Raw genomic sequence first — 26,974 nt, 5'->3', positions numbered from 1 at the left:
TTTTTCTCTCCAGAATCATTGTTTTATAAAATTCTTTCTGCTTTCCTCTTTTCTTTATTACAATTATATGAAAAAACACGTTAACTTTCAATAGGAATTCAAAAAGCGAATGCATGGCGGAATCAAAAAACCCTTGAATCGCTGAAATTCAGTGTATTCAAGGGTTTTACAGCTTAACTGTTCAGATTAGTTCTTTGCAGCTGCTGCAGCCTGCTGAGCTGCTACTTCTGCAGCGAAGTCTTCTTCTTTCTTTTCAATTCCTTCGCCTACTTCGTATCTGATCATCTCGACAACCTTCATTGCTTTGCCGATTTTCTTCGCTTCTTCTTCAACATACTGTGCGACAGTCAAATCACCGTTCTTAACGAACTTCTGGTCAACCAGGCATACTTCCTTCAAAATAGCCTTGATTTTTCCAGGAATGATTCTGTCAAGAAGTTCTTCTTTCTTGCCTTCGTTCAGAAGTAACTGTCTTGCGATTTCTGTCTCGGAAGCCAGCCAATCCTGGTCAACCTGCGTCTCATCGACAAACTTAGGATTCATGGATGCAACCTGCATTGCTACGTCCTTACCTACTGTCTCGATTTCAGCAGCAGTCGCTTCTGTTTCGATACCAACGATTACGCCGATTTTGCCGCCACCGTGGATATAGCCAGTGTAAACGACACCTTCTGTGTTCATCTTTTCAAATCTTCTGATGTTCATGTTCTCACCGATCTTGGAGATCTTGTTAGTCAGAGCATCTTTTACAGTTCCTTCGTCACCATAAGGCATTTCCATGAAGCAATCCATACATGGATTTTCCTTCTCTATGACTTTCTTAGCCAATGTATCTACGAATTCGATGAATTCAGGATTCTTAGCTACGAAGTCAGTTTCAGAGTTTACTTCGATAACAGAAGCGGTCTTGTGGTCGTCAGAAAAAGCAATCTGTACCAGGCCTTCTGCTGCGATTCTGCCAGCTTTTTTAGCAGCCTTGGATAATCCTTTTTCTCTTAGCACTTCAACGGCTTTATCGATATCACCATCTGTTTCAACTAATGCCTTTTTGCAGTCCATCATGCCTGCGCCAGTCATTTCTCTTAATTCTTTTACTAATTGTGCAGTTACTGCCATAATTCTATTCCTCCACTTATTCTACATCTGCAGCGGCTTCTTCTGTTGCCGCTTCCTCTACTACTGCTTCTCCTTCAGCCGGACCCTCGTCAAAGCTCTCGCCCTGGTTTGCTTCGATAACAGCGTCGGCCATTCTGCCTGCAATCAATTTGACAGCCCTGATTGCATCGTCATTTGCTGGGATGATGTAATCCACATCATCAGGATCACAGTTAGTATCTACGATTCCAACGATAGGAATACCAAGAATTCTAGCTTCTTTTACTGCAATTCTTTCTTTCTTAGGGTCAACGATGAATAATGCGCCAGGCATTCCCTTCATGTCTTTGATTCCGCCTAAGAACTTCTCTAATTTATCGTGTTCAGCTCTCAGCTTGATGACTTCCTTCTTAGAAAGTTTTTCAAAAGTTCCGTCTTCTTCCATCTTTTCGATGTCGTTGAGTCTTTTGATTCTTCCGCTGATTGTCTTGTAGTTTGTCAGCATTCCGCCCAACCATCTTTCGCTTACAAAGTACTGTCCACATCTCTTTGCTTCGTCAACGATTGCATTCTGTGCCTGCTTCTTTGTACCTACGAAGAGGATTGGTTTGCCGCTTGCTCCAACTTCTTTCATGAAGTCATAAGCTTCTTCGATTTTCTTTACAGTTTTCTGTAAATCGATGATGTAGATTCCGTTTCTCTCTGTAAAGATGTAAGGAGCCATTTTAGGGTTCCATCTTCTTGTCTGATGTCCAAAGTGTACACCAGCTTCTAGTAATTGTTTCATTGAAATTACTGCCATTTTTCTTTCCTCCTGGTTAACCTTCCACTCGGTCTCGCGTGCATAAAACCACATCTTTTGTGTGGCACCACTTGCCAAACAACCGGGTGTGCAAATTTGAATTAAAAAACATCGGCTCGAGGACGAGCCGACAATAATTATATGTTATTTTGCTTGCAATTGCAAGCTTTTTTCTCATTTATCTCTGTTTTTTTCAAATAAAGTTTGTACCTCTGTCTAGTTCTGATAAAATTCTGTCTGCCAAGACCGAATTTGAAGCCGTTATCGAAGTAAATCATCTGATCTGTCATCGAAACCACCTTCTCCATATTGATATAGCACCCTTTGAGACAACAGAAAAAACGACTGTCGAGAAATGGCTCCACCCGTTCCATACGCTCATAGTAATCATATTCTTTTTTATCGGTAACAATGCGCAGTTTCCGCTTATCCTTCATGACCATGACAACATCACTTACTTTCACTTTTGCTGCTTCTTTTCCACATATAATTGGGATATACTTTTCGTCTTTCATACTTCGTTACCTCCTACTCTCGAATAATCCATTATCTACCTTAATTGTAAAATAGTAGTAAGATAAAGTCTAAGGGGAAAAACCACTTTTTTCCGACTTCATTTGACAAAGAAAGACAAATTATGCTCATTCCCCGTAAAAGCTGGCAACAAAAAAGCGGCAGTTGTAAACTCTATCACAACTTACCGCCAACTTTGTATGATTACGAACTTAGAAATTAACCTTCCATCTCTTCGATATTCTCGCGCTTATATGTGATGAGATCTTCTGCAATCTCATGAGCAGCGATGGATACTGGTTTGTTGATTTCACAATCGGTTAAAACAGGTTTGCCATCGATGATATCTCTGGCTCTCTTCGCAGCCATGACAACGATGGTATATCTGCTGTCCGCCTTCTTTCGGATTTCATTAATTGATGGATATAGCATTACACTTCCTCCTTGTACTTTTCAATCAGTTTGTAAATACTTTGAGACACTCTTGAATGTTCTGCCATGACGATTGCCTTCACCCTTGCTACTGCCTCTTCTAAATCTCCATTGACAACACAATAATCGTATTTATCTATGTAGGATACTTCCTTTAACGTCTGGGATAACCGCAGATTGATGGATTCTTCCGTCTCTGAACCTCGTCCTGTAATTCGCTTGCGAAGCTCTGCCATCGACGGAGGCAGGATAAAGATAAAAATTCCATTAGGATACGCTTCTTTTACTTTCAGCGCGCCTTGAATATCTATCTCCAAAACCACGTCCACACCGGTGCTCAGCTTTTCAATCACCTTTTCTTTTGGTGTTCCGTAAAAGTTGCCATACACCTCTGCATACTCAAGAAAACCGTCTTTATCTATCTCGGCCAGAAAGTTCTCTTTATCAGTAAAGTAATAACTCTTTCCGTTAATCTCACCAGGTCTTGGATTTCTGGTCGTCATAGAGACTGAGATTTCTACTTTGCTCTCTTCTACAAGTCTCTGACAAATGGTACCTTTGCCAGCGCCCGACGGACCCGATATAATAAATAGTTTTCCTGAATGTTCTGCTCTATCCATTGTTTTCTCCTCAAAGCTGTTGTTATATATGAGTTAATATTATAGCATTTTTCTGCAATTGATTCAAGAATAATCCACAGGAATTATTCGATATTTTGTACTTGCTCTCTGATTTTCTCTATTTCAGCTTTGACTTGCAGCATCAAATTGGTAATTTCTATGTCGTTGGCCTTTGACCCGATCGTGTTCGCCTCCCTGTTCATCTCCTGCACGAGGAAATCCAGCTTTTTGCCATCAGGCTGACTGCTTTTGGATATGATCGACTTCATCTGATCCATATGACTGTTGAGACGAGTCAATTCTTCCGTGATATTGCACTTATCAGCAAAGATGGCTGCTTCCACCAGAATTCTATCTTCTGGTATGGTCACACTGCCTCCGATCAGTTCTTTGATTCTCTCCGTAAGTTTCTCCGTATAGGCCTTCGGCACCAGATCTGCCCGCTCTTCGATTCTATCTACTAAGCCTTTGATCATATCTCCGCGCATTATCAGGTCGGAGGCTAATTTCTCACCTTCTATTCCTCGCATTTTTTCTAGATTTATACAGGCTTCCTTTACTGGAGCCAGAATGCACTTCGTCATTTCTTCTTCGTCATCTACATCTGGAATAGATTTCAGAACATCCGGCATGCCCGCCAGCATCTGCAGAGAAATATCGCCAGAAACGTCAAAGCCCTCTTGCAGCGCCCTCAAGTTGTCATAATACTGTTGCGCGACCATAGTGTTCAACTTGATGTTCACATCGTTTTCGGTCAGATTCTCCACCATGATAGAAACATCTACCTTGCCTCGTTTGATCTTGTCTTTTACAGTCGTCTTTATCTTGTCTTCGACAAAGGAATATCGTCTCGGCATTTTTACCGTTATATCAGAATATCTGTGATTCACGGATTTAATCTCAACGATTATGTTCCTCTTTCCGTCATTATATTCGCTTCTTCCGAAGCCAGTCATGCTTTTTATCATCTAAGTTTCTCCCATCTTATATACGTTAATGATAATGCATCTATTTTATCACAAATCGGTTTAGTTGACAAATCAATCTCTCATGCCGATTGCACCCTCACGATCTTGACCAAAACAGATAAATGCGCATGAACCAAGTAATCTGCCATAAATGCACCTAAAATTGCTCGTTTCAGGCACTTTTGCCGGATTTAAAGCGAAGGGGTATATTTTAGGGCTCCATGCTTTTGCCGTGTCCTGCCAGCCCGCAGTCGTTGACAAATCAATGCCAATAAGTGTACAATGGAAAGGATTTAATGAAAGGAGCACTAATTATGGCTTTTGACGGAATCATCACCTGCGCTATGGTAAAAGAGCTGCAGGACAAGATTTATCTAGGAAAAATAGAAAAAGTTTATCAGCCGGAAAATGATGAACTTGTTTTTCATATACACACGAAAACCGGTAACGTAAAGCTGTTTGCCTCTGTGGGAAGCGCCCACGCCAGGCTGCATTTTATCGAGGAGAATCCGCAGAATCCTCCCGTCCCGTTGGCATTCTGCATGCTGCTGCGCAAACATCTGCAGGGAGGCAGAATCGTGGAAATTTCTCAAAAAGATTCTGAGCGGATCATAGAAATCTCTCTCGAAACCCTCAACGAACTGGGATTTACTGTATCAAAGAAATTGATTTTCGAGATTATGGGAAAACACAGCAATATCATTTTGGTCGATATGACAACAGGGAAGATTATCGACAGCATCAAGCGGGTATCCATCGACGTCAACAGAGTACGTCAGGTGCTGCCAGGCAAGGAGTACGAGTATCCACCCGCCCAGGACAAATTGCCGTTCAAGGCGATCACCTGCGGCCAGCTAGATGCCATCGATGCAAACAGCAAAGCCATCCTCTCAAAGGTCGGCGGTATTTCTCCCGCCATTGCTTCCGAGCTGGCAGCTAAAGAAGACCGCTATGGATTTCTGCAGCAGATTCTCGAATCTATCGCCAGCGTCACCTTCGTTCCGCGCGTCTATCTCGACCAAAAAGACGTGCCTCAGGAATTCCATATCACAGACCTTACTGAATACGAAGGCGCAGCCAGGCGCATGGACTTTCAGACCTTGAGCCAATGTCTGAATTACTACTTTGAAAACAAGGCATCATCCAACAGAGCCAGGCAGAAGTCTCACGATCTGGTCAAATCAGTTACCACCACTTTGGACAAATTGTATCTGAAAAAGCAGCGTCTTTCAGAGGATTTGCTGAAAGCCGAAAACTCAGAGGACTTGCGACTCTACGGAGAGCTTTTGACTGCCAATATGCACTTGATCAAAACAGGCGATAAATCAGTAGAAGTCGTCAACTATTATGACAATTCTACCGTAAAAATCCCCCTGGATGAACGCCATACGCCGGCAAAAAATGCGCAGCAGTATTTTAAGCGCTACGGCAAAGCAAAGACTGCCGTCAAAGAAAAGCAGATTCAGCTGGAAGAAGTAGATGACGATATCAAATACTTGGAATCTGTCCTCACCTATCTGAACAATACAGACAGTGTGGAAGAAATCGAAGCTCTGCGCACAGAGCTGATAGAAACCGGCTACATCCGGCGCCGTAAGACCACCTTTAAGGAAAAGAAATATAAGCCGATGCCGCACAAATATGAAACGTCTGATGGGTTCCCCGTTCTAGTGGGAAGGAATAACAAAGAAAACGACTACCTGACCCTGAAGACCGCATCAAAGTCAGACATCTGGTTTCATACCAAAGACATCCCTGGTTCCCACGTCATCGTACAGACTGGCGGCAGGGAACTGTCAGAAGCAGGTATCTTTGAAGCCGCCGCCATTGCAGCCTACCACAGCAAGGGGCGCACTTCTGAAAACGTGCCCGTAGACTACGTACAGGTAAAGTACGTAAAAAAACCTGCTGGCGCAAAACCTGGCATGGTCATTTTCACCAATAACAAAACGGTCTGGGTCAACCCGGAATTGCCGAAATAACATGTAGGAAACAACTTTAAGAAACGCTTAGAGTTGTTTCCTTTTTTGCCTTTCTTTTACTCTGCTGCAGCCTTTCCGATGACTTTCGTTTCCAAAAACAGACGAGCAGCCTCTCCGCCGACTAAGTCGTAATAATCTTCAAATACTGCCACGTCTACTCTGATATCGCCTTTTGCTCCCTGGTCCATTGCGCGCTGATAAGCTCTTTCTCCAGCAATCCGCTTTGCCTCTTCCAGCGCCTGATCGTAATACTCAAAGGTGACGACTTCTGTGCCTCCCGTTACCATAAAGTTTCCAAAGCCGCCTTTATACGCACACGGTTCAATTTTTACCACGTACTCAGATACGATGCTGCCCACTGCTGCGCCGATGGCGTTGGCTACTTTGGCATATTCCGGTATATCGGCTTCCGTGCCAAGGAGGTGGGCTACATCACGCAGAAAGATTCTCGTCGGCGCTCCAATCCCGGTCAAACCGATCTTCGCAGCAAAGGTTGGCTGCAAAAATTGAAAGCCATTTTCTCTTTTGGCGGAATCAAAAATATACCCGGTCAGTTTCTCCATTGCCAGAGCATTATCAGCGGAAAGAAGTTTACCCGTCTCATACTGCATGAAAATTCTCACCAAATTGTTATATAACCTGCTTTTGGCAAGATTATAGATCTTTTGACAAATTTCCTCCATTGGTTTTCGCAGAACAATATGCAGATAATCGATTCCCAGCTTGGATGCCTCCACACTGTAATCGGTATAATCTCCGTAAATGTGCATCACGTCTGTCGGCGTCACACCGCAGCGGATGATGACACCTTCGTCTTCCAGTCTTTTCGTCTTGAAAATATATGGGCTGATCCCCACCGCTTCTGCCGCTTCGTCAAAGATCAGGGGACCTTCTGCCAGCGAGGCGATCAGTTTTCGTTCATTTGGGGTATATTTTTCTATATTCTCCGGCTCATTGAGAAGCATAAAAAACTGATTCGCAGGATAGCTGTAGGCCGCATAGGTGGACACCAGGTTTTGAAGCTTTGTTACCATGTCCGGATGCTTTGCTGCCGCCATACAAAGCGGAACCACCCTTCTCCTGTCCAGATAAAGCTGATTATCTTCGTATTCCACAGCACTGTCTCCTCCCAGGGCAAACGTGTCAATCGTCACACCTTTGACCATGGTCTGCCATTCGCCGATAGAAATTCCCGAAGCGCTGGTCACAGGCGCACCATTTTTGACTAAAGCCACGTCGCTGGTAGTTCCGCCCATGTCCACAATCAGCGCATCTTTTTGACTGGAAAGCTCCATAGCACCGATGATGCTGGCTGCTGGACCACAGAGCAGGGTTTCGACAGGTCTGCTCATGGCGTACTCTCTGCTCATGATGCTGCCGTCACTTTTAACCACCAAAATCGGCAGCTCCAGTTCCAGTTCTTCCAGAGAGCTGTCGATAGATGCGAAAAAATCGTTCATAACCGGAAGCAGCCTGGCGTTGAGCAGCGCCGTGGCCCCCCTCTTCTGCACATTGATTTCCTGATATAGGTCATATCCTCTGACACAGGGTACGCCAAGTTCTTCCTTGATGATTGCCTCAGCCTCCAGCTCAAATTTACCGTCATTATATTTTGGATTCATCTGCACTACGGCGACACTGTCAAATTCACGAAACTGCTCCTTGACGACTGTCCGAAAATGATCCCAATCGGGTTTGTTTTCCTCATGGACGTCTTGTCCGGCATCGCCAGCGAGGAAATAAATCTCTGAAACAGGCGGTAAGCCGTAGGTCCCTTGCATTTTCTCCACAAATGCAGGCTTCACGCCGATAAAGACCAGTTTCGCGCGTCCGCCTTTGCCTTCTACACAGGCGTTCGTCGCTAACGTCGTCGAGAGAGAAATGTGCTCTGCCTTTTTCAGCAGTTCCTGGTCCAAACAACGAAGCGCTTCCAAAATCCCGATCTTCAAATCCTTTTTCGTAGTCAAAGTCTTTCCGTAAGACAAGACCTCGTGGCTTGCTACGTCGTAGATGACAGCGTCTGTACAGGTACCGCCGGTGTCAATACCGATTGCAATCATAATGCTCCTCCTTTGAATCAAAAAGCGTTCTAAAGAAAATCTTCTGAAGAACGCTTATCCATTACTATTATTTGTCGTATCTGCCGTAGGTGTCAGCCTCTTCAACGATGAGCTTTGCCATATCAAAGTTCAATGCTGACGGATATTCACAGCCAGTAGCAAGGATGAATCCGCCGTCCTTTGCCAACGCGTCCATCTGCGTCCTGCATTCTGTTCTGACCTCGTCCTCTGTAGCTGCCAGGAGCCATCCCGGTTCAATCATACCGATGAAAGTGGTCTGGTCGCCGTATTTTTCCTTCATCTCCTCCATGGTCTTGCAGTCAGGCGGAAAATGTGCCAGTGAAAAAGCCTCCGGATGCATTCTCTCAATCTGCTGCTTCATATAGAGCCCTTCGCCGCAGTTATGTACCATGACCATGGCGCCGTGATCTCTTACCGCCTGCGCCAACTCTTCTACCAGAGGACCTTCCACCTTATCCCACATCTTCGGGCTGAGGATGGTCTTTGAGGAGTACAGTGTGTCGAACATGATGGCATGACAGCCGGCTTCGATCAAAGCGATGGCAAATTCTTTGAGGGTCTCTGTAATGTTGTGCAGAGCCTGATTCATCTTGTCTGGACATTTGATCATATCATAAAACATCTGCTCCTGACCTCTCATCATGCTCAAAACCCCCAGCGGTCCAAACACGAAACCGATAATCGGCTTTTCCTGCCCCCTGGCTTCATAGAGTTTCTTCGCCAATTCAATGTGTTCGCTCATTCTCGGCGTTTCTCTAGGGTTGATAATTTCCACTTTATCATAATCATCTTCGCTCTTCAGCAATCTGTCGTCCATATCTGGATGAGCCGCATTCTTGGGACTATATACTACTTTCTGACCCCAGTCAGCTGCTTCTACAGAAAGGTCAATCAAAGTGCAAATTGCGTCGACGCCGATTTCGTCTGTCGCTCTGATGATGGACTCAGCACATTTGTCCACATCTTTTGACCATTCTTCATAGTCGATGCCCAAGGTCTGCATGGACACACTGTTGATCAGCGGATATACGGGCACTCTGTCGGGTTCTTGATGGTTTAGCGCCATCGTAACTCTCTCTATAGAATTCATAATTACCTCCAAAAAAACAATTTTATTTTTATTTGATAACTACAGTATATCTGCCCTAATTAGAAAAGAATATGATAAATTTCCTGAAAATTATAAATATATTTAGGCAATTTCTTAGATATTAGACTTAATCTAGTATATTTCCTTCCTAAGCCCCGTCTTTTCGTGAATTTTTGGTCTTATTTTTGTAAACTCCTAATTTTTTCTCTGATTTTTAACATCTTCATATCCGTCTCAGCGATGGTGTCTGCGCAGTCTTTTAACTCTCTCATGATTTCCTCTGCGTTGTCAATATCCTGCTTGTATTTCATCTGATGTTCCAGGCTGGCCCAGAAATCCATAGCCACCGTTCGAATCTGTACCTCGACTCGCATCGGCCGTTTCTCGTTGGAAAAAAACACTGGCACTTCTACGATCATGTGATAACTTCTATATCCGTTAGGTTTTGGGTTCTGGATATAATCTTTCACTCTGATTAATTTGATATCGTCCTGCTGCACCAACATTCTGGCCACCTTGTAAATATCGTCTACAAAAGAACAGATCACCCTGATTCCCGCCACATCATTGAGGTTCTCCTGGATTGATTTTAGAGAAATAGTATCCCCCTGGCGTTTCAGCTTTTCTAAAATGCTGAACGGTTTTTTACGTCTCGACGATACCGATGAAATAGGGCTCTGCTCCGAAAGCAGCGACAACTCGTCATTGAGAATCTCCAGCTTTGTCCTCACTTCTCTGATCGCTGAATCATACCGCATCATCAAAATATCGAATTCCTCTAATATTTTTAATGTTTCTTGCGGATCATCAGGAAGCAGCTCCTGCATCAGTTCCTTTGTCTTTTCCTCATTCATTGCTCTCATTCCCTGCTATTCCTATTCTAAAATAAATTCGATTATCTTTGCTATAACTTCATCTCCAGTTGCATCCGGTCCACCGTTATGTATTTCGTGATAGTAACCAGGCCACTCGATATAAGTAAAACCTTCTGTTCCCAAAAGACGCCCTGCGACAGCTCTGCTCCCTTCGATATCACAGATCTTGTCTCCGTCTCCATGCATCAACAGAAAAGGCTTTCCTTTCGCACCGCGGTTGTCCTCATTATCTCCTGCAGCAATGGCATTGCCGAAGTCGTAACAGTCCACAGCACATCTGAGAGAGATTTTGTCATGAACAAGAGGATCGTTTTTATAAGGTCTGACATATTCCAGATTGCCCAAATCTTCTTCTGGAAAGGAAGAGGAAATGGTCATCTTAGGCACAATTTTTGACGCTGCTTTCACACAAGTATACAGAGGCTTTGGAATCTGCATTACCAGTTTAATCCAAGGCGCGGAAACGATATATTTTTGCGGTACGTCGTTTTTCCTGCCTGCCGCGCGGTAATTCAGACAGATATTGCCTCCCATGCTATGGCCGTACAAAACGACAGGACAGTGCGGATAAAGCTCCTGGGCATATTCGATCAATGCGTCTACATCTGACAAAACTTCTCTGCGCGGCGCAGTATCGCCCCGCACGCCGCTGGAAATACCGTGTCCTCTCAAGTCCATAGACAATACAGCGATTTTTTTCTCAGCAAGTTTTTCGGCCATCCGTTGGTATCTTCCAGCATGTTCACCGATTCCGTGAATCAGGCACATCACATGAGACGCATGTTCACAGGGAAAGTGATAGCCTGTGACGGCGCGTCCTCTCTTTTCAAAAGCAAAATTATCATACATGATTACAAGCTCCTTTACAAAAAAATACTAAAAACTTACAAAAAAAGTCCAAAAACGAACATTTGGGGCAAATTCCCTTGCATTCCCCATACAACCGCGTTACAGTAACGATACAACCTACAGCTGCGCGCTTTATAAGGAGGTTCCTGCGTAATGAAGAAAAATTGTTCACTTTGTGGAAACATCTATCACAACACAGTGTTTAAAGGCGGATATGTATGCGAGGACTGTATCAAGTTCATCAAACATATCCAAGACTAGAATAAGCTATCACTACAGATAATTTGCCGACACCTACTCATAGCATGTTTATCTATTGTAGAATATCAAATAAGAAGCGCGCGGTTTACATTATCGGAGGCTGTAATATCAGCCTCTTTTTCTCCTTTGGCTGGTTTTTCTGGCAGCCTTTTCTCGATTGATACGCTTCCTGGTCTTCGGCTTCATGATGGAGTAACCAAACTTTCCGAGAGGCTGCCTTTTCAGTCCGAAGTATTCACCGTGACTGTAACTGAGCATACCTGCTTCGTCCAGGCATATGCGCCCCTTCTCATCAAAGAGCCTTTCATCAGCGTGAACTTTCACAATCTCAGCGATGAACATATCATGAGATGGATATTCCTTCACCTCTAACACCTTGCATTCCAGATTGACTGGAGACTCGCTGATCATCGGGCAGGATACGATCTCTGCCGCTTGCGGGTGCAGACCCGTCTCTTTAAATTTATCTATATCACGGCCAGACTTTACACCGCAGAAATCTGTCACTTTGGCCAAATCCTCCGTGGTCAGATTGATCACAAACTCACCGCTTTCACTGATCATCTGATGAGAATATCTGTTCTTTCTCACAGAAACATAGGTGATAGGAGGCTCTGAATTGATGATTCCCGTCCAAGCGATCGTAATGATATTTTTTTCTTTGTCACTGCCGCAGGAAACCATGACCACGGGCAGTGGGTTGAGCATTGTACCTGGTTTCAGCACTCTCTTTGTCATAACTATTCCTTTCTAAGTTCCGTCAATATGGTGTCAAAATACGCCGGCAGGGGACTGTCAAATTCCATGTAAACACCTGTCTTCGGATGTACAAAACCCAGAGTCTTTGCATGGAGCATCTGTCCTTCCACCGGAATCGTCTGTTTCTTAGGTCCGTACAACAAATCTCCGACAAGCGGATGTTTGATATACGCCATGTGAACTCGAATTTGATGGGTCCGCCCTGTTTCTAACTTTGCTTCAATCAGCGTATATCTGCCAAAGCGTTCCAGAACCCGATAATGGGTGACCGCACGCTTAGAGTGCACATCAGTAACAGCGCGTTTCAATCTGTTCTTCGGGTCCCTGCCCAAAGGGGCGTTTACAGTACCTTCCTCTTCTCTGATATTGTGATAGACCAGCGCCTGATACCGCCTGGTAATGGAGTGTTCGGCCAGCTGCCTCGAGAGGGATTCATGAGCCCTGTCGTTTTTTGCAATCATCAGCAGCCCGCTGGTGTCCTTGTCAATTCTGTGAACGATGCCGGGACGGATGACGCCGTTAATAGAGGATAGGCGCTCTCCGCAGTGATACATGATTGCATTGACTAAGGTTCCCGTATAATTGCCTACTGCCGGATGAACCACCATGCCGCGGGGCTTGTTGACTACTAAAACGTCCTCATCTTCGTATACGATATCGATGGGAATGTTCTCCGCCTCAATCTTCAAATCGGTAGGCGCTGGGATGGTAATTTCGACCATATCACCGATGGCTGCCTTGTATTTCTTTGAAGTACAGGGCTTACCATTCACCAAAATATTTCCCTTCTCAAAGAGTTTTTGAATGAAGCTCCTGGAAGTATCCGGCAAAGACAAAGAGAGCACGAGATCAATTCTGGTGCCCTTCTGTTCTTCTTCTATATAAATTTGATATTTTTCTTCTTTCTCACTCATGTTTCTTTAGCCTGTCACCTGCCAAAATATAAACGATAAACAGAGCACAGCCAAAAGTCACGGCAATGTCAGCAACATTAAACACTGGCGGAAAAATGCTGAAGTCAAACATATCGGTCACTTCGCCAAAAGCGATGCGATCAATCAGGTTTCCAATTCCGCCGGAAATAATCAGAGTCCAGGATCCATAGAGAGTCCAATGTTCTCCTCTGTGATGATGAAGATACCACAGCGCAGCAATCATACCTGCAATCGGTATGACGACCAGCAGAATTCTCTGCCCACTCATCATACTAAAAGCCGCGCCGCTGTTCCTGATATAAGTCAGTCTGAAGAAATCACCTAATATGCTGATAGAATCACCCACATACATTGTCATTCTAGTTACTGCCTTGGAAATCTGATCTGCTGCGATGACCAGGACTGCAGTCAAATAATATTTCATATAATAAATCACGGGGCATCTAGTGCCCCGCCTCCTGTTATATAATTCTCGTCTTCGTCATATCTTCTTTGACGATGGTCTTCTTAGGTTCCTGCTTTTTGCCGAAATCCTCCATCAGCATCTCTTCAAAAGACTGTTCATCGATGACCATGGTCTCGCTCATAGATGACGGTATTCTAACCTCCGGCACTGGCGGAACAGGTTCCTTCATGGCAGGGGTCGGCACTGTTTTCTTTACTGGTTCTTCCATAGAGGCAGGAAGAAAATCCCGCTCTAAGTCGGCCAGGAGTTCCTCACTGGAGCCATCAAGCTCATTGAGTTCATCTTCCAGCATTTGTTTGTATCTTCCCCTGAATCTGGTAATCTTGTCTTTCAGCTTCGCCCCTTCTTCTGTCAGCTTTGATATGGATTCTTTGGCATCTCTCTGCATGACGTCAGCATCTAGCTGCGCATTTTTAATGATAATCTCTGCGCGCTTTTCGGCGCTCTCAGAAATGTCTCTCATCAATTTCTTTGCGGATTCCAGAGTATTCAAAACGGAAGCTTCTGATTTCTTATACTGATTCAGATCACTTTCCAAACTTTCGACTTTTGCTTTTAAACGTTCATTCTCTGCGAGAAGTTTCTGCAGATCGAGGATGATCTCGTCTAAGAACTGATCTACCTCATCGGCATTATAACCTCTCATTGCTTTGGCAAATTGTTTGTTTTCTATCTCAAGTGGCGTAATCATAGTGTATCCTTTCGTTTAAAACGCAAACATGATTATTATTCGGATTAAGATTTTTTCTACGATTTGTATAGCGATCATTGCCAGCATAGGTGAGAAGTCTACCATACCGGTATTAAACCGGGACATCAGCCGGCGGAACGGCATTACAATCGGATCCGTGATTTTGACCAGAACTTGGTAAATCTTACCCGCTGACGAGTACGGGTTATAAGCGACTACAAAGCTAAGTGCACACATGGCAAGCAAAGCAAATGAGAGCAACCCTGCGAACAAGCTAATCGCGCGAACTAAAACGTATATCACTTGTCAATTACCTCCAAGGACTTTTTTCATCTGATGAGAAATCGAAGGCGGTTCTCTCGTCCTGAGAAGTTGAGATTCCGACATTCTCCGGCGCGAAGATGAAAATATTGTTGGCTACTTTCTGCACGTTCCCGTTAAGTGCATAAGTCGCCCCGCTCATAAAGTCGAAGATTTTTCTAGCGACTTCTGTTTCCAATTTCTCTAAATTGATTATAACCGGTCTTCTGCCTTTTAAACTGTCTACCAATTTAGGGCATTCTTCAAAGGCTTTCGGCTCAATTAACACCAACTTGAAAGCGCTGGTGTTTGTCACAGAAAAACGCTTTTCTGAAGTCTTCGACGAACTGCTGCTCATCGGCGCTTTCGCTTTCTTTTCTGTAGTCACCGTATCGCTGGCATAAGAACGTCTCGGTTCTTTCGCTATTTTTTCTTTCGCGGCGTTGACCTCTTCTTCTGTGATCATTTCGTCATCATCTAACTCTTCTATACCGATTACTTTTTTGATTGATTCTGCAAAACCCATAATTTTTTCCTCCCCTAGGTATTACTTTTCTTCTTTGCGGTAATCTCTATACCCGAAAATGGCTGTTCCGACTCTGATCAAATTGGAGCCTTCTTCTATGGCTACCTCAAAGTCATTGGTCATTCCCATTGACAGATACTCAAAGTCTACCCTGTCACTTTTCTCATTAACGTATTTGTCATATATTTTCTTAACTTCTGCAAAATATTCTCTCGCATCGTTTGGATCCTGCTCAAAAGGTGCAATACACATCAAACCTTTGATTCTGATATTCGGACACTGCTCTGCAATATCGCTGATCAGCTGGTCTGTCTCTTCTGTGGTGATACCGAACTTAGAGTCCTCCTCCGCAGAATTAACCTGAACTAAAATATCCATGGTCAGATCGTGCTGCTGCGCTCTCTTGTTGATTTCCTTTGCCAGATGGAGCGAATCGACAGAATGAATCATGCTCACTTTATCGATGATATATTTGACTTTGTTCGTCTGTAAGTGGCCGATTAAATGCCATCTCACTGGTTTCACATGGTCATATTTGTCCATGATTTCCTGCACTTTATTTTCTCCAATATCGGTAATGCCTGCCTCTATGGCTTCATTCATCTCCTCTGGAGTATGAAGCTTGGTTACGGCTACCAACAGCACATCGTCTCCAGTTCTTCCTGATTTTTCAGCCGCTGCAGCTTTCAGTTCATTGATGTACTCGATATTTGATTTAATTGACATTTCTACACCCGCTTTCACAAATTTATTTTGGGTCCTTGAGAACCACATCATAGATCTCTATGGTATCATATGTCTTGCCTTTTTTTGTATCGTAGAAAAAAGTATCTTTCACCAAAGACTTTTCACCATCACTGACAATCACTTGGATTGGCACGAAATTGTAGTCGTTGGTCTTGTTTTTGACATAGACGCCCTCCATGCCTTTTTCCTCGGTTATGCTGCTATTTTCGATAATCAAACCTTTGCCACTGTCTGTAACCAGGGAAATATCGGCAACTCTCGTCTTTGCAAATTTCTCATAATAATAGTCTGTAATCAGGATAACTCTGCCTTTGCCGTCCTGTTCGTCAGCTTTGTAGACTTTGGCTCTGACAAAATCGTCTTCGAATTCCACGGTCACTTCCTGGCCCTCTGTATAGCGGTCCAAGTTCTTTTTGTCAATGAAACAGACGATGTACCACTTGGTGCGGTCCGCAACCTTGAATACCGGTTCTCCTTTGGCAACTGCATTTCTGGCAAGATTCACCACGTTGTTCTGGCTCAGTTTGCTGAAATACTCATAGGTGCCCTTTTCCATATTGTCCGGTCTGATCTTCCCCTCATAACCGTCTGCATAATAACTGATAACGCCGCCTTCGGCTACAGAAAAGTCACTGGTCGATATGGCATCATCCCCTAATCTGGTCAGTATATCGGTATACTTGGTGGCAACTTCACCTTCCGAATTGCCAGTCACCTCCATAATGGTTGTCCCAGCTCTTACCAGTGTTCCGCCTTTGATATATCGATTTGCTTTACCGCTTGTCGCAGAGATATAGACTTTTTCGTCTCTCACCAAAAACCCTTGCGTCTCGTCTGCTACTTTTAGTTCGCCGTACTCTACGGTATAAGCGGACACCAATGCGCCAGTTACTTTTGGTATTATATATATAATTATGTATAGCGCTATCAAGGCTATTACAAAGATTAATATCGGTTTTTTCTTCATTTTGCTCATAAAATTATTTTACATCATTTTAATACTTTTTCCAATACCTTATGTTCATCTTTTGTCAATTCTTTACTGTTCTTCACAAAGTCTTCAAATAAGTCAGGCCGCAATTCTTTGGTCAGACGCAAAGACTGCTCAAATTTCCAAAGATAAATCAGCTTATGATTGCCGCTGACCAAAACTTCTGGTACATCCATCCCCTCATAACTTCTCGGTTTCGTATATTGAGGATATTCCAAAAGACCTGAATAGATAGACTCTTCTGTTGCCGAATCTTCGCTGGCAAGAACGCCTGGAATCAAACGGGCAACTGTATCGATGAGAACCATGGCAGGCAGTTCGCCGCCAGTGAGAATATAGTCGCCGATGGATACTTCTTCCATATCAAAATAATCCAGCGCCCTCTGATCCACACCTTCATAGTGTCCGCAGAGAATGGTTAACTCCTCTTCTTCTGCCAGTTCCTGAATTTTCTCTTTGTCCAGAGTCTTCCCTCTAGGCGACATATAGAGAATTTTCTTCCCTTGTGCCCCGATGGAATGCAGTGCACCAAAGATTGGATCAGCCATCATGACCATGCCGGGGCCTCCGCCAAAGGGATAATCGTCGACCTTCTTATGCTTATCGTTGCTGAAGTCTCTGATGTTGATAAATTGGAATTGGAGGATGCCTTTTTCGCAGGCTCGGCCCAGAATGCTGCCAGTTACTGCTGTGAACATCTCTGGGAAAAGAGTCAGTACGTTAATTTTCATCATCAATCATTCCTTCTATCAGACGCACCTTTACGTATCCCTCTTCGAGGCTCACCTCTTTTACAAACTCCGAAACAACCGGAATCATCGCATCTCTGCCACTGGCAAGCTTTACGACGTAAATGTCCTGAGATGACGGCTGCAAAACGTCTTTGATCTTGCCGATCGTTTTGTCTTCCTCGATGTCTATAACGGATAAGCCGATCAGGTCTCTTATATAAAAGGTATCCTCTGGCAGCTCAAGAAGATCATCTTCTGTGATAAAGATGTCCTTATTCTTCATGGCCTCTGCCGCATTTCTGTCATCAATGCCGGTAAGCTTCAAAATGACCATGTGCTGCTGATACCTGACTTTTTCAATTTCATATTCTTTGTCTTCAACGAAAATCTGCTTCAGTTCTTCGTATCGTTCTCTGTAACCGGAGTAATTATAAACCTTCACTTCGCCTCGCAGTGCAACGGCGTTTACAATTCTCCCAATCTTAATTTTTTCCATTTTTCTCCTAATTATATTTGAGGCACATGAAAATACCTGCGTAAATCCATGTGCCTTTGCTCGTAATACTATTCGTCTTCAGAAACGATTTCTACTACTACTTTTTTGTTTTCTTTTGTTGCGGCTGCTTTGACAACAGTGCGGAGCGCTTTCGCAATCCTGCCCTGTTTACCGATAACTTTTCCCATATCGTCAGCTGCAACTTTTAGCTGCAAAACGCTGCCATGTCTGTCATGCTCTTCTGTCACAACCACATGTTCCGGATGATCGACCAGTGATTTTGCAATTGATTCAACTAATTTAGTCACGTCGTCTCACCGCTTTCTTACTCAATGATGCCAGACTTTTTGAAAAGAGCTTTTACGGTCTCTGTCGGCTGTGCGCCGTTGTCTAACCATTTTTTGGCCTTTTCGTCGTCAATTTTGATTGTAGGCGGCTCTACTAGTGGATTGTAGTAACCGATCTCTTCGATGAATTTTCCATCTCTTGGAGTACGAGAGTCAGCAACAACTACTCTATAGAAAGGCTTCTTGTGAGCACCCATTCTCTTTAATCTGATCTTAACCATTATATTGTTCCTCCTTTATCATTTTTCTTATCTTAAACTCAGTCATTTACTGAATTATCAGCTTAAAACAGACCTCTGAACATTTTGTTTCTCTTCATCGCTTTTGGATTTGAGAACTGTTTAACCATTTTCTTTGTCTCTTCATATCTCTTTATGAGATTGTTGATCTTGCTGACTGGCTGTCCACAGCCCGCCGCAATTCTTTTTCGCCGACTGGCGTTGAGCAGGCTCGGTTCCTGTCGCTCTTCTCTGGTCATGGATTGAATGATGGCCTCCATCTGGCGAAATTCCTTTTCGCTTTCTGCGATATCCACGCCTTTCATCTGTGCAGGACTCATTCCGGGCATCATCTCCAAAATCTTGCCGACGCCGCCCATACTTTTGACCTGCCCCATCTGATCCAGGAAATCTTCCAAGGTAAACTGATTTTTTTTCAGTTTCTTTTCTAATTTCTCTGCTTTCTCTTGGTCAAAGGATGCCTCTGCCTTCTCTATGAGGGAAAGCATATCGCCCATGCCGAGAATTCTGCTGGCCATCCGCTCTGGATGAAAAGGTTCCAATGCGTCGAACTTTTCGCCCATACCCATGAATTTAATCGGCTTGCCGGTTACCTTCTTAGCGGACAGAGCCGCACCGCCTCTGGAGTCGCCGTCCATCTTTGTCATGACGATGCCGTCGACACCCAGCTTTTCATTGAAGCCCTTTGCCACGTTGACCGCGTCCTGACCAGTCAGTGCGTCTACAACCAGCAGAATTTCGTGAGGTTTGACGGTTCCCTTGATGTCTACCAGTTCGTCCATCAGCGCTTCATCTATCTGCAATCGTCCTGCCGTATCGACGATGAGCACGTCAAAACCTTTTTTCTCGGCTTCTCGCTTTGCTTCTAAGGCGATCTTCGCTGGTTCCTTACTATCTCTTTTGGTATATACCGGCGTATTGACCGACTTGCCGACAACTTCCAGCTGGTCGATGGCCGCTGGTCTATAAATATCACAGGCACAGAGCATCGGCTTTTTGCCGCTCTGCTTCAGAAAATTGGCCAGCTTGCCGCAGGTGGTCGTCTTACCAGTACCCTGCAGACCTACCATCATAATGGTAGTAAACCCTGACGGAGAATAGGTCAGCTTGCTATTGGTGCCACCCATCAGATCGACTAATTCCTGATTTACGATTTTGATAATCTGCTGTGCAGGCGTCAGGCTTTCCAAAACTTCTGAACCCAGACACTTCTCTTTGACGTCGCTGACAAATTCTTTTACCACCTTGAAGTTGACATCTGCCTCCAGGAGCGCCAGCTTGACTTCCCGCATCGCATCGTTGATGTCTGCCTCTGTCAGTACGCCTTTGCCCTTCAGCTTTTTAAATGCACTCTGCAATTTATCGGATAAATTCTCAAATGCCATGCTACAGCCTTTCCAGTCCGTCGATGACGGACTTAATCTCTTCTAATCCATCTACTAATTCTTGATTTTCTCTATATTTTTGGGACAGTTCGCAAAGCATCGCATCAATCTTGGCTATGGCCTCGTTGGAATGCATCAGCTTTGACACCAGTCCCAGTTTGGCTTCGTATTCCTTGAGAGATTTCTCTGCGGATTTCAGCGAATCGTGGACTGCCGCCCTGGAAATGCCGAATTCTTCGGCAATCTCTGCCAGAGAGAGGTTCTCCTCGTGATAGAGTTCCATCACCTCTTGCTTTCGCTTGGTGAGAAGCTGCCCGTAAAAATCATATAGGAGACTTGCTTCTGTAATACTGTCCATCATCTTTTTCCCTCTTCTGTTAAGCAAAATTCCTTAACACCATGATACTTTATCATATATTTCTCCGGCTGTCAAGGATTTTTGCTTTACATTTTTATTGCTTTTCTCCTCAAAACATTGTATAATAGCTATGTTCGTCTATAAGACAGGAACAATACACAGGAGGCAATTTATGAGTTTATTACGAAAGTTTAAAATAATGCATATGCGTATCAACGGCTTCTACGGCGGTAAAGCCAGATGGTGGCTCAATGCAAAACAATATGACGAGAAATACAATAAGAACTACACTGACAGAGAAAAGAAATGGGCATACAAACACGGATTTCTGCCTTCCGTTGTTGAAAGATACGGCATCAATGACGAGAACTGTAAGGACTTCATTTCGCTGTATGATTATTGTCACATTTTCCCTGTCAACGATATCTTTAGAAAGTGGATTAACGACAGAGTGACTACGCGGGATGTGCTGAAACCTTTTGCGGAGTATCTCCCTAAACAGTATTTTCAGCTCTATAAGCGCGACTCTGACGTACAGATCATTAAATTGCTGGATTGCCCTGACGAATATGAGGATACCTATGAAAGCATTCTGCAGCTCATTCAGGATAAAGGAAAATTATCTGTCGCAAAGACACTGGGTACCAACTTTATTACAATCGCCTATGAAAATGGTCAATACACCATCGACGACGAGAATGTCACCGACGAAGAGCTGATCAACAAGATTATCGACAGTCTTGGCATTCTGGTGATTATGGAACACGTCGAATGCGGCCAGGCGCTCAAAGCAATTGAACCGGGCAATGCAAACTATCTGAAACTGATCGTATATAATAAGTATGGAGATAATCCAAAAGTAGGACAGGCTTATCTCAGCATCAACGCCTCTAAACAATATAGCAATCACGAGTTTTTTAATACCGAGGGCACTACGTCCATGGGCAACGAAGAAGATTTGGATTCAAAATCTGACATGCAGACAAAGGACACGGAGATTGAACAGGATGATGATACCATCGGAAGAAACTTTATGGAAAGCGAAGTCGTTCTGCCTTTGCAGGGACAGCCGCAAAAAGTGACAAGAAGAGTTTTCATCCCTATTTCTCTGGAGGACGGAACTTTCAACGGTGGCAAGCAGCTGCAGGGCAACACGATTACAGACTTAACTGTACACCCGACGACAAATGTTCCGCTGAAAGGTCAAATCGACCATTGGAAAGAGATTTTAGATCTCGTGGAAAGAATCGGAAAGTTCATACCACAGATTGAATATATGGGTATCGATGCGATTCTCACCGACGATGGAATCAAAATGATCGACTTTGCTGCACATCCGAGTTACCCGCAGGTGGTCGGTTTTAACCAAGAAATGACCGATTATCTAAAGCTGAAGGTAGACCTCAAGAAAAAAGAAGCTGCGAAGTGGGAAAATAAGAAAAAGAATTTCAAGAAAAAATCAAATACATTTATGTGGATTCGCTTAACCAGATTCTTATGCCCTCCGAAGATGCGCCCTCTCATATACAAATGGTGGCACATTACCATGCGTGACGATTTATTCTCCAGAAACGGTGTTTCCCTCAAAGAGAAACGCTGGGCATATCGCCATGGCTTCTTGTCCTACCGTTTAGAGCAATATGGAATCAACGAGGAGAATTATAAGGATTTCATCTCTGACTACGACTATCGATATCTGCGGCATATCAATAACAAATACAGAGTATGGCTGGAAGATAAAATTACCGTTAAATATATCTGCAGTGAGTATAATCAATTCTTTCCGCAATATTATTATCACATCTCAGTCAGAAACGGACAGAAGCGTATCATTCCGCTGATGGACTGTCCTGAGGGATTCGGAACAGATTTTGAATCCATATTCAGATTGGTGGAACAAGTAGGCGTCTTAGCCTGTAAGCCGCAAAGAGGTTCACAAGGCGAGGGATTTTATAAGTTTTCGTATCATAACGGAAAATATTATTTAAATCACAAAGAGAGTTCGAAAGAAGAAGTATACGAAATACTCAACAACGAGGAAAGTCAGTATTTGATTACAGAGTACATTCAGATGCATTCTTCTCTTAAGAAAATTTATGACGGCGCAGTGAACACCCTGAGAATCATCGTCTTCAAAAAAGATGGCAAAACACCTGTAATCGGCAATGCATACATGCGCTTCGGCTCCTCCAAAACAGGCGCTGTCGATAACATGGGCGCAGGCGGTATGTTCGTTCAAGTGGACATTGACACAGGAAGATTCCACAATGGTAAGATCATTACCGAAAATAACATTCTGCCGTGTTCTCATCACCCTGATACGGGAGAGTTGATTGAAGGAATCCTGCCAAATTGGGATATCGTAAAACAAGGCGTCATCGATCTCAGTTACGCAATGCCACAATTAGAATATCTGGGTTTCGATGTGGCAATTTCAGAAGATGGCATGAAGCTGCCAGAAATCAACCGTGCGCCGGGTTATCCAAAGATTGAAAAATTCACCCCGCTGACAAACGATTATCTGCTGTATAAGTTAGAACAAAAGAGAAAGAAATACAACGTTACACACTATACAAAAAAATAGTTCTGTAAAAAGGCATTGAAATAGTTTGTTTAAGAAAACACTTCACCTGGAAATTCAGTGTGAGGTGTTTTTTTGTTCAAAATTTTTTTCCTGTTGTATTTATAACAGTTTTTGTTTAAAATAATAAATGAGTGAAATTTTTTTAGGAAAGGTAAGGAAATGAATTTAAAACGAAACAGAATATCATCTGCAGCAATCATATTGGTACTAGCACTATTTATAACCTGTATCCCGTTTGATGCTGCCTTTGCTGCAATTCAAGAAGTTGATCCACCTGCAAAGACCAACACGTTCAGTTCCAGTGATACTTCTACCAGTGAGTACTGTAGAGGCACTGTGGATGGCAGCAAGCTGCATATCAAACTGCGGACAGTAGTGCCTTCCGTACAGTTTCGAGTTGCACTCTACGGCGTCAATCCGAAGACGGAAGTCGTCGATCTCGGCATATACGTTACAGCACAATATATGGGCAGTTCTTCTATGGGAAAATCCATTTACGGATTTGAGTATACGATAGACTTTGCCGATACGCCGGTTCCCGATGGGGAATATTTTTTGTATATATCACAGCTAAAAAACAGTTCTGATACCTATGAGACCTTACCGAGCAAAGGCGCTCTGTACAAGAATCTCCCAATCATCATGGAAGATGGTATTCCGTCAATTCCAAGATATGACGACATCATCAAAGAAAACGACTACGTGCAGAAAAACAGTGGACTTGCTCCCAGTGAATATTTGGACAAGACACTGGAAGATGTCCGTTTCCTATTCGTCAACCCTAAGACGAATGTCAGGGAGGAGATGAATGATGAGAAAGTCAGCTATATGAAGCGATTATCTGACAAAATCACCGCCGGCGCCTACAACGATTACGATAAACTGATCAAAATTTATGAATACGCGGCCGGAAACTTCTATTATGACACGGTTGCTTTTTCCACGCATTCCTATCAATACGCGAATCCTTATCAGAACATGTATCATCGCGAAAATAAAATCGCTAGTGATAACAGCGATAATCAGGGGCGCGTTGCAACCACTTGTCAAGGGTTTTCCGGAATCTATCTTGCCTTAGCAAGGGCGCAAGGTATCCCTACCCGGTTAGTCTACGGTCATCGAGCCGCTTCTCCAACGTATAATTGGAACACAGAAGGCGATCCTACGACGAGAGATCACTGGTGGGCAGAATCCTATGTCAACGGCAGATGGATTTTTGTCGATCCGACTACTGGTACGAACAACAGATGGAACAGAACCACCAATGCATGGCAATATTATGGTGTTACCAATTACACTTATTTCGATCCTTCGAAAGAACAATTTGCCGTATCCCATATTTCTTTCGATGTATACAGAAATAATTTCGTAGGTTATTTAGTATCCGACAGCAATGAAATCAGCAAACTGACTTCCTTCCTGGAGACGAGAGCAGGCGGTACGACCAATGGAAAACTTTTGAACAAAGACTACGTCAAATCCGATAAAAAAACTTGGGGCGACGGTGTCATCAACAATTTTTATGGTGATGGCAAAGGGAAAATTGCGCGCATCAGATGGAACGGGTTCGGTCTGAATGGCGCCGCAGATTTTTCTGGCTTTAGTAAAATGAAGTACCTCTATCTCAACGATAATAACCTCACATCTCTAAATTTAAAGAACAACACAGAGATGAGGAAAGTTGAGATTCAAAACAATCAAGTGACAACGATAGACCTGAGGAATTGCAAAAAACTGACCTCCGTACTCACTGAAGGAAATCAGCTGCAGGAAGTTAAAATCTATGCCAATAAACGCAACACGACCATTTCTGCTGGAGAAAACGGATATATTTATATCACTTATACGAAAGCCAACAAATATAAGCTGAGAACTTTCTTCCGGCCAGATATCGGTTACAAGGTCGGCGGATTCTACAATACAAAGGGTAAGAAATTGACGACTCTGAAATCCTATTCCATGAATCCTGTGACCAGCACTTACAATGTGGTGTTCGAGTTAGATCCTAATAGCTTCAAATATCAGCTCACCATGGGGAATAACGCCGATCCGTATCGTGATTACAATCAGGCGGCGCAAAAGCGACTGCGCGAGATGGGTTACTATAATGGTACAGAAGATGGAATCTTTGACAGCGAAATGAAAGCTGCCGTAGAATTGTTCCAGACAGAATACAATATTGATCCATCAGGTGTCATCGACGAAACCACCTGGTCCCTGCTGTTCAATCCAGATCCACAGCCTATCGTCGATGAAGACGAACCAGATCAGGACGACAATACTGACACCGACGACGGGACTACAGATGACAAGAAAGAGAAAGATGTCGACAATCAGCAGCCTGCTAAGGACGCAGATGTAAAAACGAAAGAAGACACAGAGACAGACGATAATGTCAATACAAAAGACAAGACAGATACGGAAGAGTTAGTATAACCAATTAAAAAATGCACTGAAGCCAGACTGGTTTCAGTGCATTTTATTAATCATCAACTTCTTCGTATTCTAAGCTGTCCGGTGTATTGGGTCCTTCTTTGATGAAAGTCCCTGCAAGCTTACATTCTGGACATTGGCCAAATCGTTCCCCTGCAACATCCAGCAGGTCAATGGCGTATTTGAATTTCTTCCCGCACTGCGGGCACTGATAATACATATAAAATGCACCCCAGGTCATCTCAATCCCTCCTATTTCTGTATCGGTGACAGGTATGTCACGGTAAACTGATTATTCTCCTCCATCAGCTTCATCAACTGATCATATTCGGATTTCGCACTGCTCTCGTTGGTAGAAGTTTTACTTTCCAGCCAAGATAAAAATGAAGTCTTCGGTTTATATTCCATGGTCTGCAGGTCACAGTCATCCAGTTCATAGGTAGCACGCATATCCCTGACAGCCTCCTCAAAAGTGCCTACTTGATCAATCAGACCGTTTTCTTCTGCCTGTTTTGCTGTATAGATGCGGCCATCTGCCAGTTTTTTGATTTCAGAGAGCTTCATCTTGCGCCCTTCAGCTACAACACCGACAAATTGTTCATAGGACTCATCCACGATGCTCTGATAGATTTCTTTCTGTTCCTTGGTCAATGGATTTACAGAACTGCCCATGGCTTTGTTATTGCCCGAGGTGATTGTCACTGTCTTCACACCCATCTTTTCTAGAAAGCCTGAAATATCGTATACCGTTCCAATCGTCACGCCGATGGATCCTGTAAGGGTATTTCTATTAGCAAAAATCTTGTCACTGGCGGCAGCAAGATAGTACCCGCCGGAAGCCGCAGTGGATTTCATGTATGTATATACCGGTCTTCCAGTTTCTTCTGCGTATTCTTTGATCTGCAGATATAACTCATCTGTAGCATAAACACTGCCTCCCGGCGTATCAATACTGAGAATCAGTCCCTGATTGTACGAATCTGCTTTCATCTGTTTGACACGAGACAAAAGCCATTGCTGATTATATGTATCTGTCGAACTGCCCTCCTCTGTAATCGTTCCGTTTATGGATAAAACGCCTATATAGTCACTGTTATAGTCATAGTCATCTTCTGTCGTTCCCAGCATTCCGCTGACACCCATGTTGCAGCTGACACCGAGAATCACAATCACGACCGCTATAATTAAAAATATGATCAAGCCTTTTTTCCAACTGCTAAAACCAGTTTTTCCCGATTTGTTCTTATATAGCTGGTCAGGATCGTAGGTATTCACCTGCTGATTTTCCTGTCCCTGATTTTTGTCATCATACATCTCTTCAATACTCCTTCAATTAATTGAAATTCTAACGATAATCATTGTATCATTTTTGTTGAAATTTGTAAACGGCTGTCGAAAGAATGACAATATATACCGAA

General features: G+C 43.6%; 29 protein-coding genes. 3 read left to right on the top strand and 26 right to left on the bottom strand.

All coding sequences use genetic code 11. The features are described 5' to 3' along the window. Positions 1 to 186: 186 nt before the first annotated feature. The 6 genes from tsf to ACMQ5W_RS03790 all read right to left on the bottom strand — a co-directional run bounded on the left by tsf (position 187) and on the right by ACMQ5W_RS03790 (position 4,430). Positions 187 to 1,116 (bottom strand): translation elongation factor Ts, encoded by a 930-nt coding sequence (tsf, locus tag ACMQ5W_RS03815; protein WP_419023513.1) that lies wholly within the window; start codon positions 1,114 to 1,116, stop codon positions 187 to 189. A gap of 16 nt (positions 1,117 to 1,132) precedes the next feature. Next, positions 1,133 to 1,897 carry a 30S ribosomal protein S2 gene (gene rpsB, locus ACMQ5W_RS03810; protein ID WP_148491676.1) on the bottom strand — a complete coding sequence of 255 codons (765 nt, stop codon included), beginning with the start codon at positions 1,895 to 1,897 and terminating at the stop codon, positions 1,133 to 1,135. A gap of 137 nt (positions 1,898 to 2,034) precedes the next feature. Further along, the gene (locus ACMQ5W_RS03805) at positions 2,035 to 2,412 is read right to left on the bottom strand and encodes a LytTR family transcriptional regulator DNA-binding domain-containing protein (RefSeq protein WP_419023511.1); all 378 of its coding nucleotides are present in this window, start codon (positions 2,410 to 2,412) and stop codon (positions 2,035 to 2,037) included. 217 nt (positions 2,413 to 2,629) lie between these two features. Beyond that, positions 2,630 to 2,842 (bottom strand): DNA-directed RNA polymerase subunit omega, encoded by a 213-nt coding sequence (gene rpoZ, locus ACMQ5W_RS03800; protein ID WP_067542943.1) that lies wholly within the window; start codon positions 2,840 to 2,842, stop codon positions 2,630 to 2,632. After that, entirely contained in the window at positions 2,842 to 3,462 is a 621-nt protein-coding gene (gene gmk / locus ACMQ5W_RS03795; RefSeq protein ID WP_148491674.1) for a guanylate kinase, read from the bottom strand. The genes rpoZ and gmk overlap by 1 nt, the downstream gene beginning before the upstream one ends. Positions 3,463 to 3,545: 83 nt before the next feature. Continuing rightward, positions 3,546 to 4,430, bottom strand: a complete 885-nt coding sequence (locus tag ACMQ5W_RS03790) for a YicC/YloC family endoribonuclease (RefSeq protein WP_419023509.1) — start codon at positions 4,428 to 4,430, stop codon at positions 3,546 to 3,548. A gap of 314 nt (positions 4,431 to 4,744) precedes the next feature. On the opposite strand from ACMQ5W_RS03790, the gene ACMQ5W_RS03785 reads away from it, so the two are divergent. After that, the gene (locus ACMQ5W_RS03785) at positions 4,745 to 6,412 is read left to right on the top strand and encodes an Rqc2 family fibronectin-binding protein (protein ID WP_419023507.1); all 1,668 of its coding nucleotides are present in this window, start codon (positions 4,745 to 4,747) and stop codon (positions 6,410 to 6,412) included. 56 nt (positions 6,413 to 6,468) lie between these two features. Here ACMQ5W_RS03785 and ACMQ5W_RS03780 read toward each other — a convergent pair whose 3' ends face one another. The 18 genes from ACMQ5W_RS03780 to ylxM form a co-directional block, all read right to left on the bottom strand. After that, positions 6,469 to 8,472 carry a hydantoinase/oxoprolinase family protein gene (locus ACMQ5W_RS03780; protein WP_419023505.1) on the bottom strand — a complete coding sequence of 668 codons (2,004 nt, stop codon included), beginning with the start codon at positions 8,470 to 8,472 and terminating at the stop codon, positions 6,469 to 6,471. Positions 8,473 to 8,539: 67 nt separating this feature from the next. After that, complete coding sequence (locus ACMQ5W_RS03775; RefSeq protein ID WP_419023503.1) at positions 8,540 to 9,583, bottom strand: uroporphyrinogen decarboxylase family protein; 1,044 nt, start codon at positions 9,581 to 9,583, stop codon at positions 8,540 to 8,542. Positions 9,584 to 9,762: 179 nt separating this feature from the next. After that, positions 9,763 to 10,446 carry a GTP pyrophosphokinase gene (locus tag ACMQ5W_RS03770; protein WP_148491669.1) on the bottom strand — a complete coding sequence of 228 codons (684 nt, stop codon included), beginning with the start codon at positions 10,444 to 10,446 and terminating at the stop codon, positions 9,763 to 9,765. A gap of 12 nt (positions 10,447 to 10,458) precedes the next feature. Next, positions 10,459 to 11,307: a lysophospholipase gene (locus tag ACMQ5W_RS03765; protein ID WP_419023501.1), complete on the bottom strand. Its 849-nt coding sequence runs from the start codon at positions 11,305 to 11,307 to the stop codon at positions 10,459 to 10,461. A 369-nt stretch (positions 11,308 to 11,676) separates the two neighbouring features. Next, positions 11,677 to 12,306 (bottom strand): flavin reductase family protein, encoded by a 630-nt coding sequence (locus ACMQ5W_RS03760; RefSeq protein WP_419023499.1) that lies wholly within the window; start codon positions 12,304 to 12,306, stop codon positions 11,677 to 11,679. A gap of 2 nt (positions 12,307 to 12,308) precedes the next feature. Then, positions 12,309 to 13,241, bottom strand: a complete 933-nt coding sequence (locus ACMQ5W_RS03755; RefSeq protein ID WP_419023497.1) for an RluA family pseudouridine synthase — start codon at positions 13,239 to 13,241, stop codon at positions 12,309 to 12,311. Next, positions 13,234 to 13,686 (bottom strand): signal peptidase II, encoded by a 453-nt coding sequence (gene lspA, locus ACMQ5W_RS03750; protein ID WP_419023495.1) that lies wholly within the window; start codon positions 13,684 to 13,686, stop codon positions 13,234 to 13,236. Before lspA ends, ACMQ5W_RS03755 begins: the two co-directional genes overlap by 8 nt. A gap of 37 nt (positions 13,687 to 13,723) precedes the next feature. Beyond that, positions 13,724 to 14,419 (bottom strand): DivIVA domain-containing protein, encoded by a 696-nt coding sequence (locus ACMQ5W_RS03745; RefSeq protein WP_419023493.1) that lies wholly within the window; start codon positions 14,417 to 14,419, stop codon positions 13,724 to 13,726. A gap of 15 nt (positions 14,420 to 14,434) precedes the next feature. Beyond that, the gene (locus ACMQ5W_RS03740) at positions 14,435 to 14,722 is read right to left on the bottom strand and encodes a YggT family protein (protein ID WP_419023491.1); all 288 of its coding nucleotides are present in this window, start codon (positions 14,720 to 14,722) and stop codon (positions 14,435 to 14,437) included. A 7-nt stretch (positions 14,723 to 14,729) separates the two neighbouring features. Then, positions 14,730 to 15,245, bottom strand: a complete 516-nt coding sequence (locus ACMQ5W_RS03735; RefSeq protein WP_419023489.1) for a cell division protein SepF — start codon at positions 15,243 to 15,245, stop codon at positions 14,730 to 14,732. A gap of 21 nt (positions 15,246 to 15,266) precedes the next feature. Continuing rightward, positions 15,267 to 15,971 (bottom strand): YggS family pyridoxal phosphate-dependent enzyme, encoded by a 705-nt coding sequence (locus tag ACMQ5W_RS03730; RefSeq protein WP_148491661.1) that lies wholly within the window; start codon positions 15,969 to 15,971, stop codon positions 15,267 to 15,269. Positions 15,972 to 15,993: 22 nt separating this feature from the next. After that, on the bottom strand, positions 15,994 to 16,968 hold the full coding sequence (locus ACMQ5W_RS03725; RefSeq protein WP_419023487.1) for an HlyD family efflux transporter periplasmic adaptor subunit: 975 nt from the start codon (positions 16,966 to 16,968) through the stop codon (positions 15,994 to 15,996). 14 nt (positions 16,969 to 16,982) lie between these two features. Further along, positions 16,983 to 17,714 (bottom strand): tRNA (guanosine(37)-N1)-methyltransferase TrmD, encoded by a 732-nt coding sequence (trmD, locus tag ACMQ5W_RS03720; protein ID WP_148491659.1) that lies wholly within the window; start codon positions 17,712 to 17,714, stop codon positions 16,983 to 16,985. Further along, on the bottom strand, positions 17,704 to 18,210 hold the full coding sequence (gene rimM / locus ACMQ5W_RS03715) for a ribosome maturation factor RimM (RefSeq protein WP_419023485.1): 507 nt from the start codon (positions 18,208 to 18,210) through the stop codon (positions 17,704 to 17,706). Before rimM ends, trmD begins: the two co-directional genes overlap by 11 nt. Before the next feature lie 68 nt (positions 18,211 to 18,278). Then, positions 18,279 to 18,518, bottom strand: a complete 240-nt coding sequence (locus tag ACMQ5W_RS03710; protein WP_067542994.1) for a KH domain-containing protein — start codon at positions 18,516 to 18,518, stop codon at positions 18,279 to 18,281. 17 nt (positions 18,519 to 18,535) lie between these two features. Beyond that, positions 18,536 to 18,781 (bottom strand): 30S ribosomal protein S16, encoded by a 246-nt coding sequence (gene rpsP / locus ACMQ5W_RS03705; protein WP_148491657.1) that lies wholly within the window; start codon positions 18,779 to 18,781, stop codon positions 18,536 to 18,538. 59 nt (positions 18,782 to 18,840) lie between these two features. After that, positions 18,841 to 20,181: a signal recognition particle protein gene (gene ffh, locus ACMQ5W_RS03700; protein WP_419023483.1), complete on the bottom strand. Its 1,341-nt coding sequence runs from the start codon at positions 20,179 to 20,181 to the stop codon at positions 18,841 to 18,843. Between the two features lies 1 nt (position 20,182). Beyond that, entirely contained in the window at positions 20,183 to 20,542 is a 360-nt protein-coding gene (ylxM, locus tag ACMQ5W_RS03695) for a YlxM family DNA-binding protein (RefSeq protein WP_419023481.1), read from the bottom strand. A 169-nt stretch (positions 20,543 to 20,711) separates the two neighbouring features. Here ylxM and ACMQ5W_RS03690 point away from each other — a divergent pair, with 169 nt between their 5' ends. Continuing rightward, the gene (locus ACMQ5W_RS03690) at positions 20,712 to 23,123 is read left to right on the top strand and encodes a sugar-transfer associated ATP-grasp domain-containing protein (protein ID WP_419023479.1); all 2,412 of its coding nucleotides are present in this window, start codon (positions 20,712 to 20,714) and stop codon (positions 23,121 to 23,123) included. Between the two features lie 159 nt (positions 23,124 to 23,282). Beyond that, positions 23,283 to 25,559 (top strand): transglutaminase domain-containing protein, encoded by a 2,277-nt coding sequence (locus tag ACMQ5W_RS03685; RefSeq protein ID WP_148491654.1) that lies wholly within the window; start codon positions 23,283 to 23,285, stop codon positions 25,557 to 25,559. Between the two features lie 46 nt (positions 25,560 to 25,605). Here the strand turns inward: ACMQ5W_RS03685 and ACMQ5W_RS03680 are convergent, their stop codons facing one another. Further along, positions 25,606 to 25,797, bottom strand: a complete 192-nt coding sequence (locus ACMQ5W_RS03680) for an excinuclease ATPase subunit (RefSeq protein ID WP_148491653.1) — start codon at positions 25,795 to 25,797, stop codon at positions 25,606 to 25,608. Between the two features lie 11 nt (positions 25,798 to 25,808). After that, the gene (gene sppA / locus ACMQ5W_RS03675; RefSeq protein WP_419023477.1) at positions 25,809 to 26,870 is read right to left on the bottom strand and encodes a signal peptide peptidase SppA; all 1,062 of its coding nucleotides are present in this window, start codon (positions 26,868 to 26,870) and stop codon (positions 25,809 to 25,811) included. Between the last annotated feature and the right edge of the window lie 104 nt (positions 26,871 to 26,974).

Origin of the sequence: Emergencia sp., assembly GCF_048465375.1 — a bacterium.
Taxonomy (GTDB): domain Bacteria; phylum Bacillota; class Clostridia; order Peptostreptococcales; family Anaerovoracaceae; genus Senimuribacter.
The sequence above is the reverse complement of the archived record's forward strand: the minus strand, read 5'-3'. Positions and strand labels throughout refer to the sequence as shown.

What these genes read in the sequence shown, in the direction of transcription:
- trmD (WP_148491659.1), bottom strand. Translation starts at nt 17,714, where the DNA reads ATGAAAATTAACGTACTGACTCTTTTCCCAGAGATGTTCACAGCAGTA.
- rpoZ (WP_067542943.1), bottom strand. Translation starts at nt 2,842, where the DNA reads ATGCTATATCCATCAATTAATGAAATCCGAAAGAAGGCGGACAGCAGA.
- ACMQ5W_RS03775 (WP_419023503.1), bottom strand. Translation starts at nt 9,583, where the DNA reads ATGAATTCTATAGAGAGAGTTACGATGGCGCTAAACCATCAAGAACCC.
- ACMQ5W_RS03780 (WP_419023505.1), bottom strand. Translation starts at nt 8,472, where the DNA reads ATGATTGCAATCGGTATTGACACCGGCGGTACCTGTACAGACGCTGTC.
- ACMQ5W_RS03690 (WP_419023479.1), top strand. Translation starts at nt 20,712, where the DNA reads ATGAGTTTATTACGAAAGTTTAAAATAATGCATATGCGTATCAACGGC.
- rimM (WP_419023485.1), bottom strand. Translation starts at nt 18,210, where the DNA reads ATGGAAAAAATTAAGATTGGGAGAATTGTAAACGCCGTTGCACTGCGA.
- rpsB (WP_148491676.1), bottom strand. Translation starts at nt 1,897, where the DNA reads ATGGCAGTAATTTCAATGAAACAATTACTAGAAGCTGGTGTACACTTT.
- ACMQ5W_RS03735 (WP_419023489.1), bottom strand. Translation starts at nt 15,245, where the DNA reads ATGGGTTTTGCAGAATCAATCAAAAAAGTAATCGGTATAGAAGAGTTA.
- ACMQ5W_RS03755 (WP_419023497.1), bottom strand. Translation starts at nt 13,241, where the DNA reads ATGAGTGAGAAAGAAGAAAAATATCAAATTTATATAGAAGAAGAACAG.
- tsf (WP_419023513.1), bottom strand. Translation starts at nt 1,116, where the DNA reads ATGGCAGTAACTGCACAATTAGTAAAAGAATTAAGAGAAATGACTGGC.
- ACMQ5W_RS03745 (WP_419023493.1), bottom strand. Translation starts at nt 14,419, where the DNA reads ATGATTACGCCACTTGAGATAGAAAACAAACAATTTGCCAAAGCAATG.
- sppA (WP_419023477.1), bottom strand. Translation starts at nt 26,870, where the DNA reads ATGTATGATGACAAAAATCAGGGACAGGAAAATCAGCAGGTGAATACC.
- lspA (WP_419023495.1), bottom strand. Translation starts at nt 13,686, where the DNA reads ATGAAATATTATTTGACTGCAGTCCTGGTCATCGCAGCAGATCAGATT.
- ACMQ5W_RS03685 (WP_148491654.1), top strand. Translation starts at nt 23,283, where the DNA reads ATGAATTTAAAACGAAACAGAATATCATCTGCAGCAATCATATTGGTA.
- gmk (WP_148491674.1), bottom strand. Translation starts at nt 3,462, where the DNA reads ATGGATAGAGCAGAACATTCAGGAAAACTATTTATTATATCGGGTCCG.
- ACMQ5W_RS03680 (WP_148491653.1), bottom strand. Translation starts at nt 25,797, where the DNA reads ATGACCTGGGGTGCATTTTATATGTATTATCAGTGCCCGCAGTGCGGG.
- ACMQ5W_RS03805 (WP_419023511.1), bottom strand. Translation starts at nt 2,412, where the DNA reads ATGAAAGACGAAAAGTATATCCCAATTATATGTGGAAAAGAAGCAGCA.
- ACMQ5W_RS03725 (WP_419023487.1), bottom strand. Translation starts at nt 16,968, where the DNA reads ATGAGCAAAATGAAGAAAAAACCGATATTAATCTTTGTAATAGCCTTG.
- ACMQ5W_RS03730 (WP_148491661.1), bottom strand. Translation starts at nt 15,971, where the DNA reads ATGTCAATTAAATCAAATATCGAGTACATCAATGAACTGAAAGCTGCA.
- ACMQ5W_RS03770 (WP_148491669.1), bottom strand. Translation starts at nt 10,446, where the DNA reads ATGAGAGCAATGAATGAGGAAAAGACAAAGGAACTGATGCAGGAGCTG.
- ACMQ5W_RS03790 (WP_419023509.1), bottom strand. Translation starts at nt 4,430, where the DNA reads ATGATAAAAAGCATGACTGGCTTCGGAAGAAGCGAATATAATGACGGA.
- ACMQ5W_RS03785 (WP_419023507.1), top strand. Translation starts at nt 4,745, where the DNA reads ATGGCTTTTGACGGAATCATCACCTGCGCTATGGTAAAAGAGCTGCAG.
- ACMQ5W_RS03765 (WP_419023501.1), bottom strand. Translation starts at nt 11,307, where the DNA reads ATGTATGATAATTTTGCTTTTGAAAAGAGAGGACGCGCCGTCACAGGC.
- ffh (WP_419023483.1), bottom strand. Translation starts at nt 20,181, where the DNA reads ATGGCATTTGAGAATTTATCCGATAAATTGCAGAGTGCATTTAAAAAG.
- ylxM (WP_419023481.1), bottom strand. Translation starts at nt 20,542, where the DNA reads ATGATGGACAGTATTACAGAAGCAAGTCTCCTATATGATTTTTACGGG.
- ACMQ5W_RS03760 (WP_419023499.1), bottom strand. Translation starts at nt 12,306, where the DNA reads ATGACAAAGAGAGTGCTGAAACCAGGTACAATGCTCAACCCACTGCCC.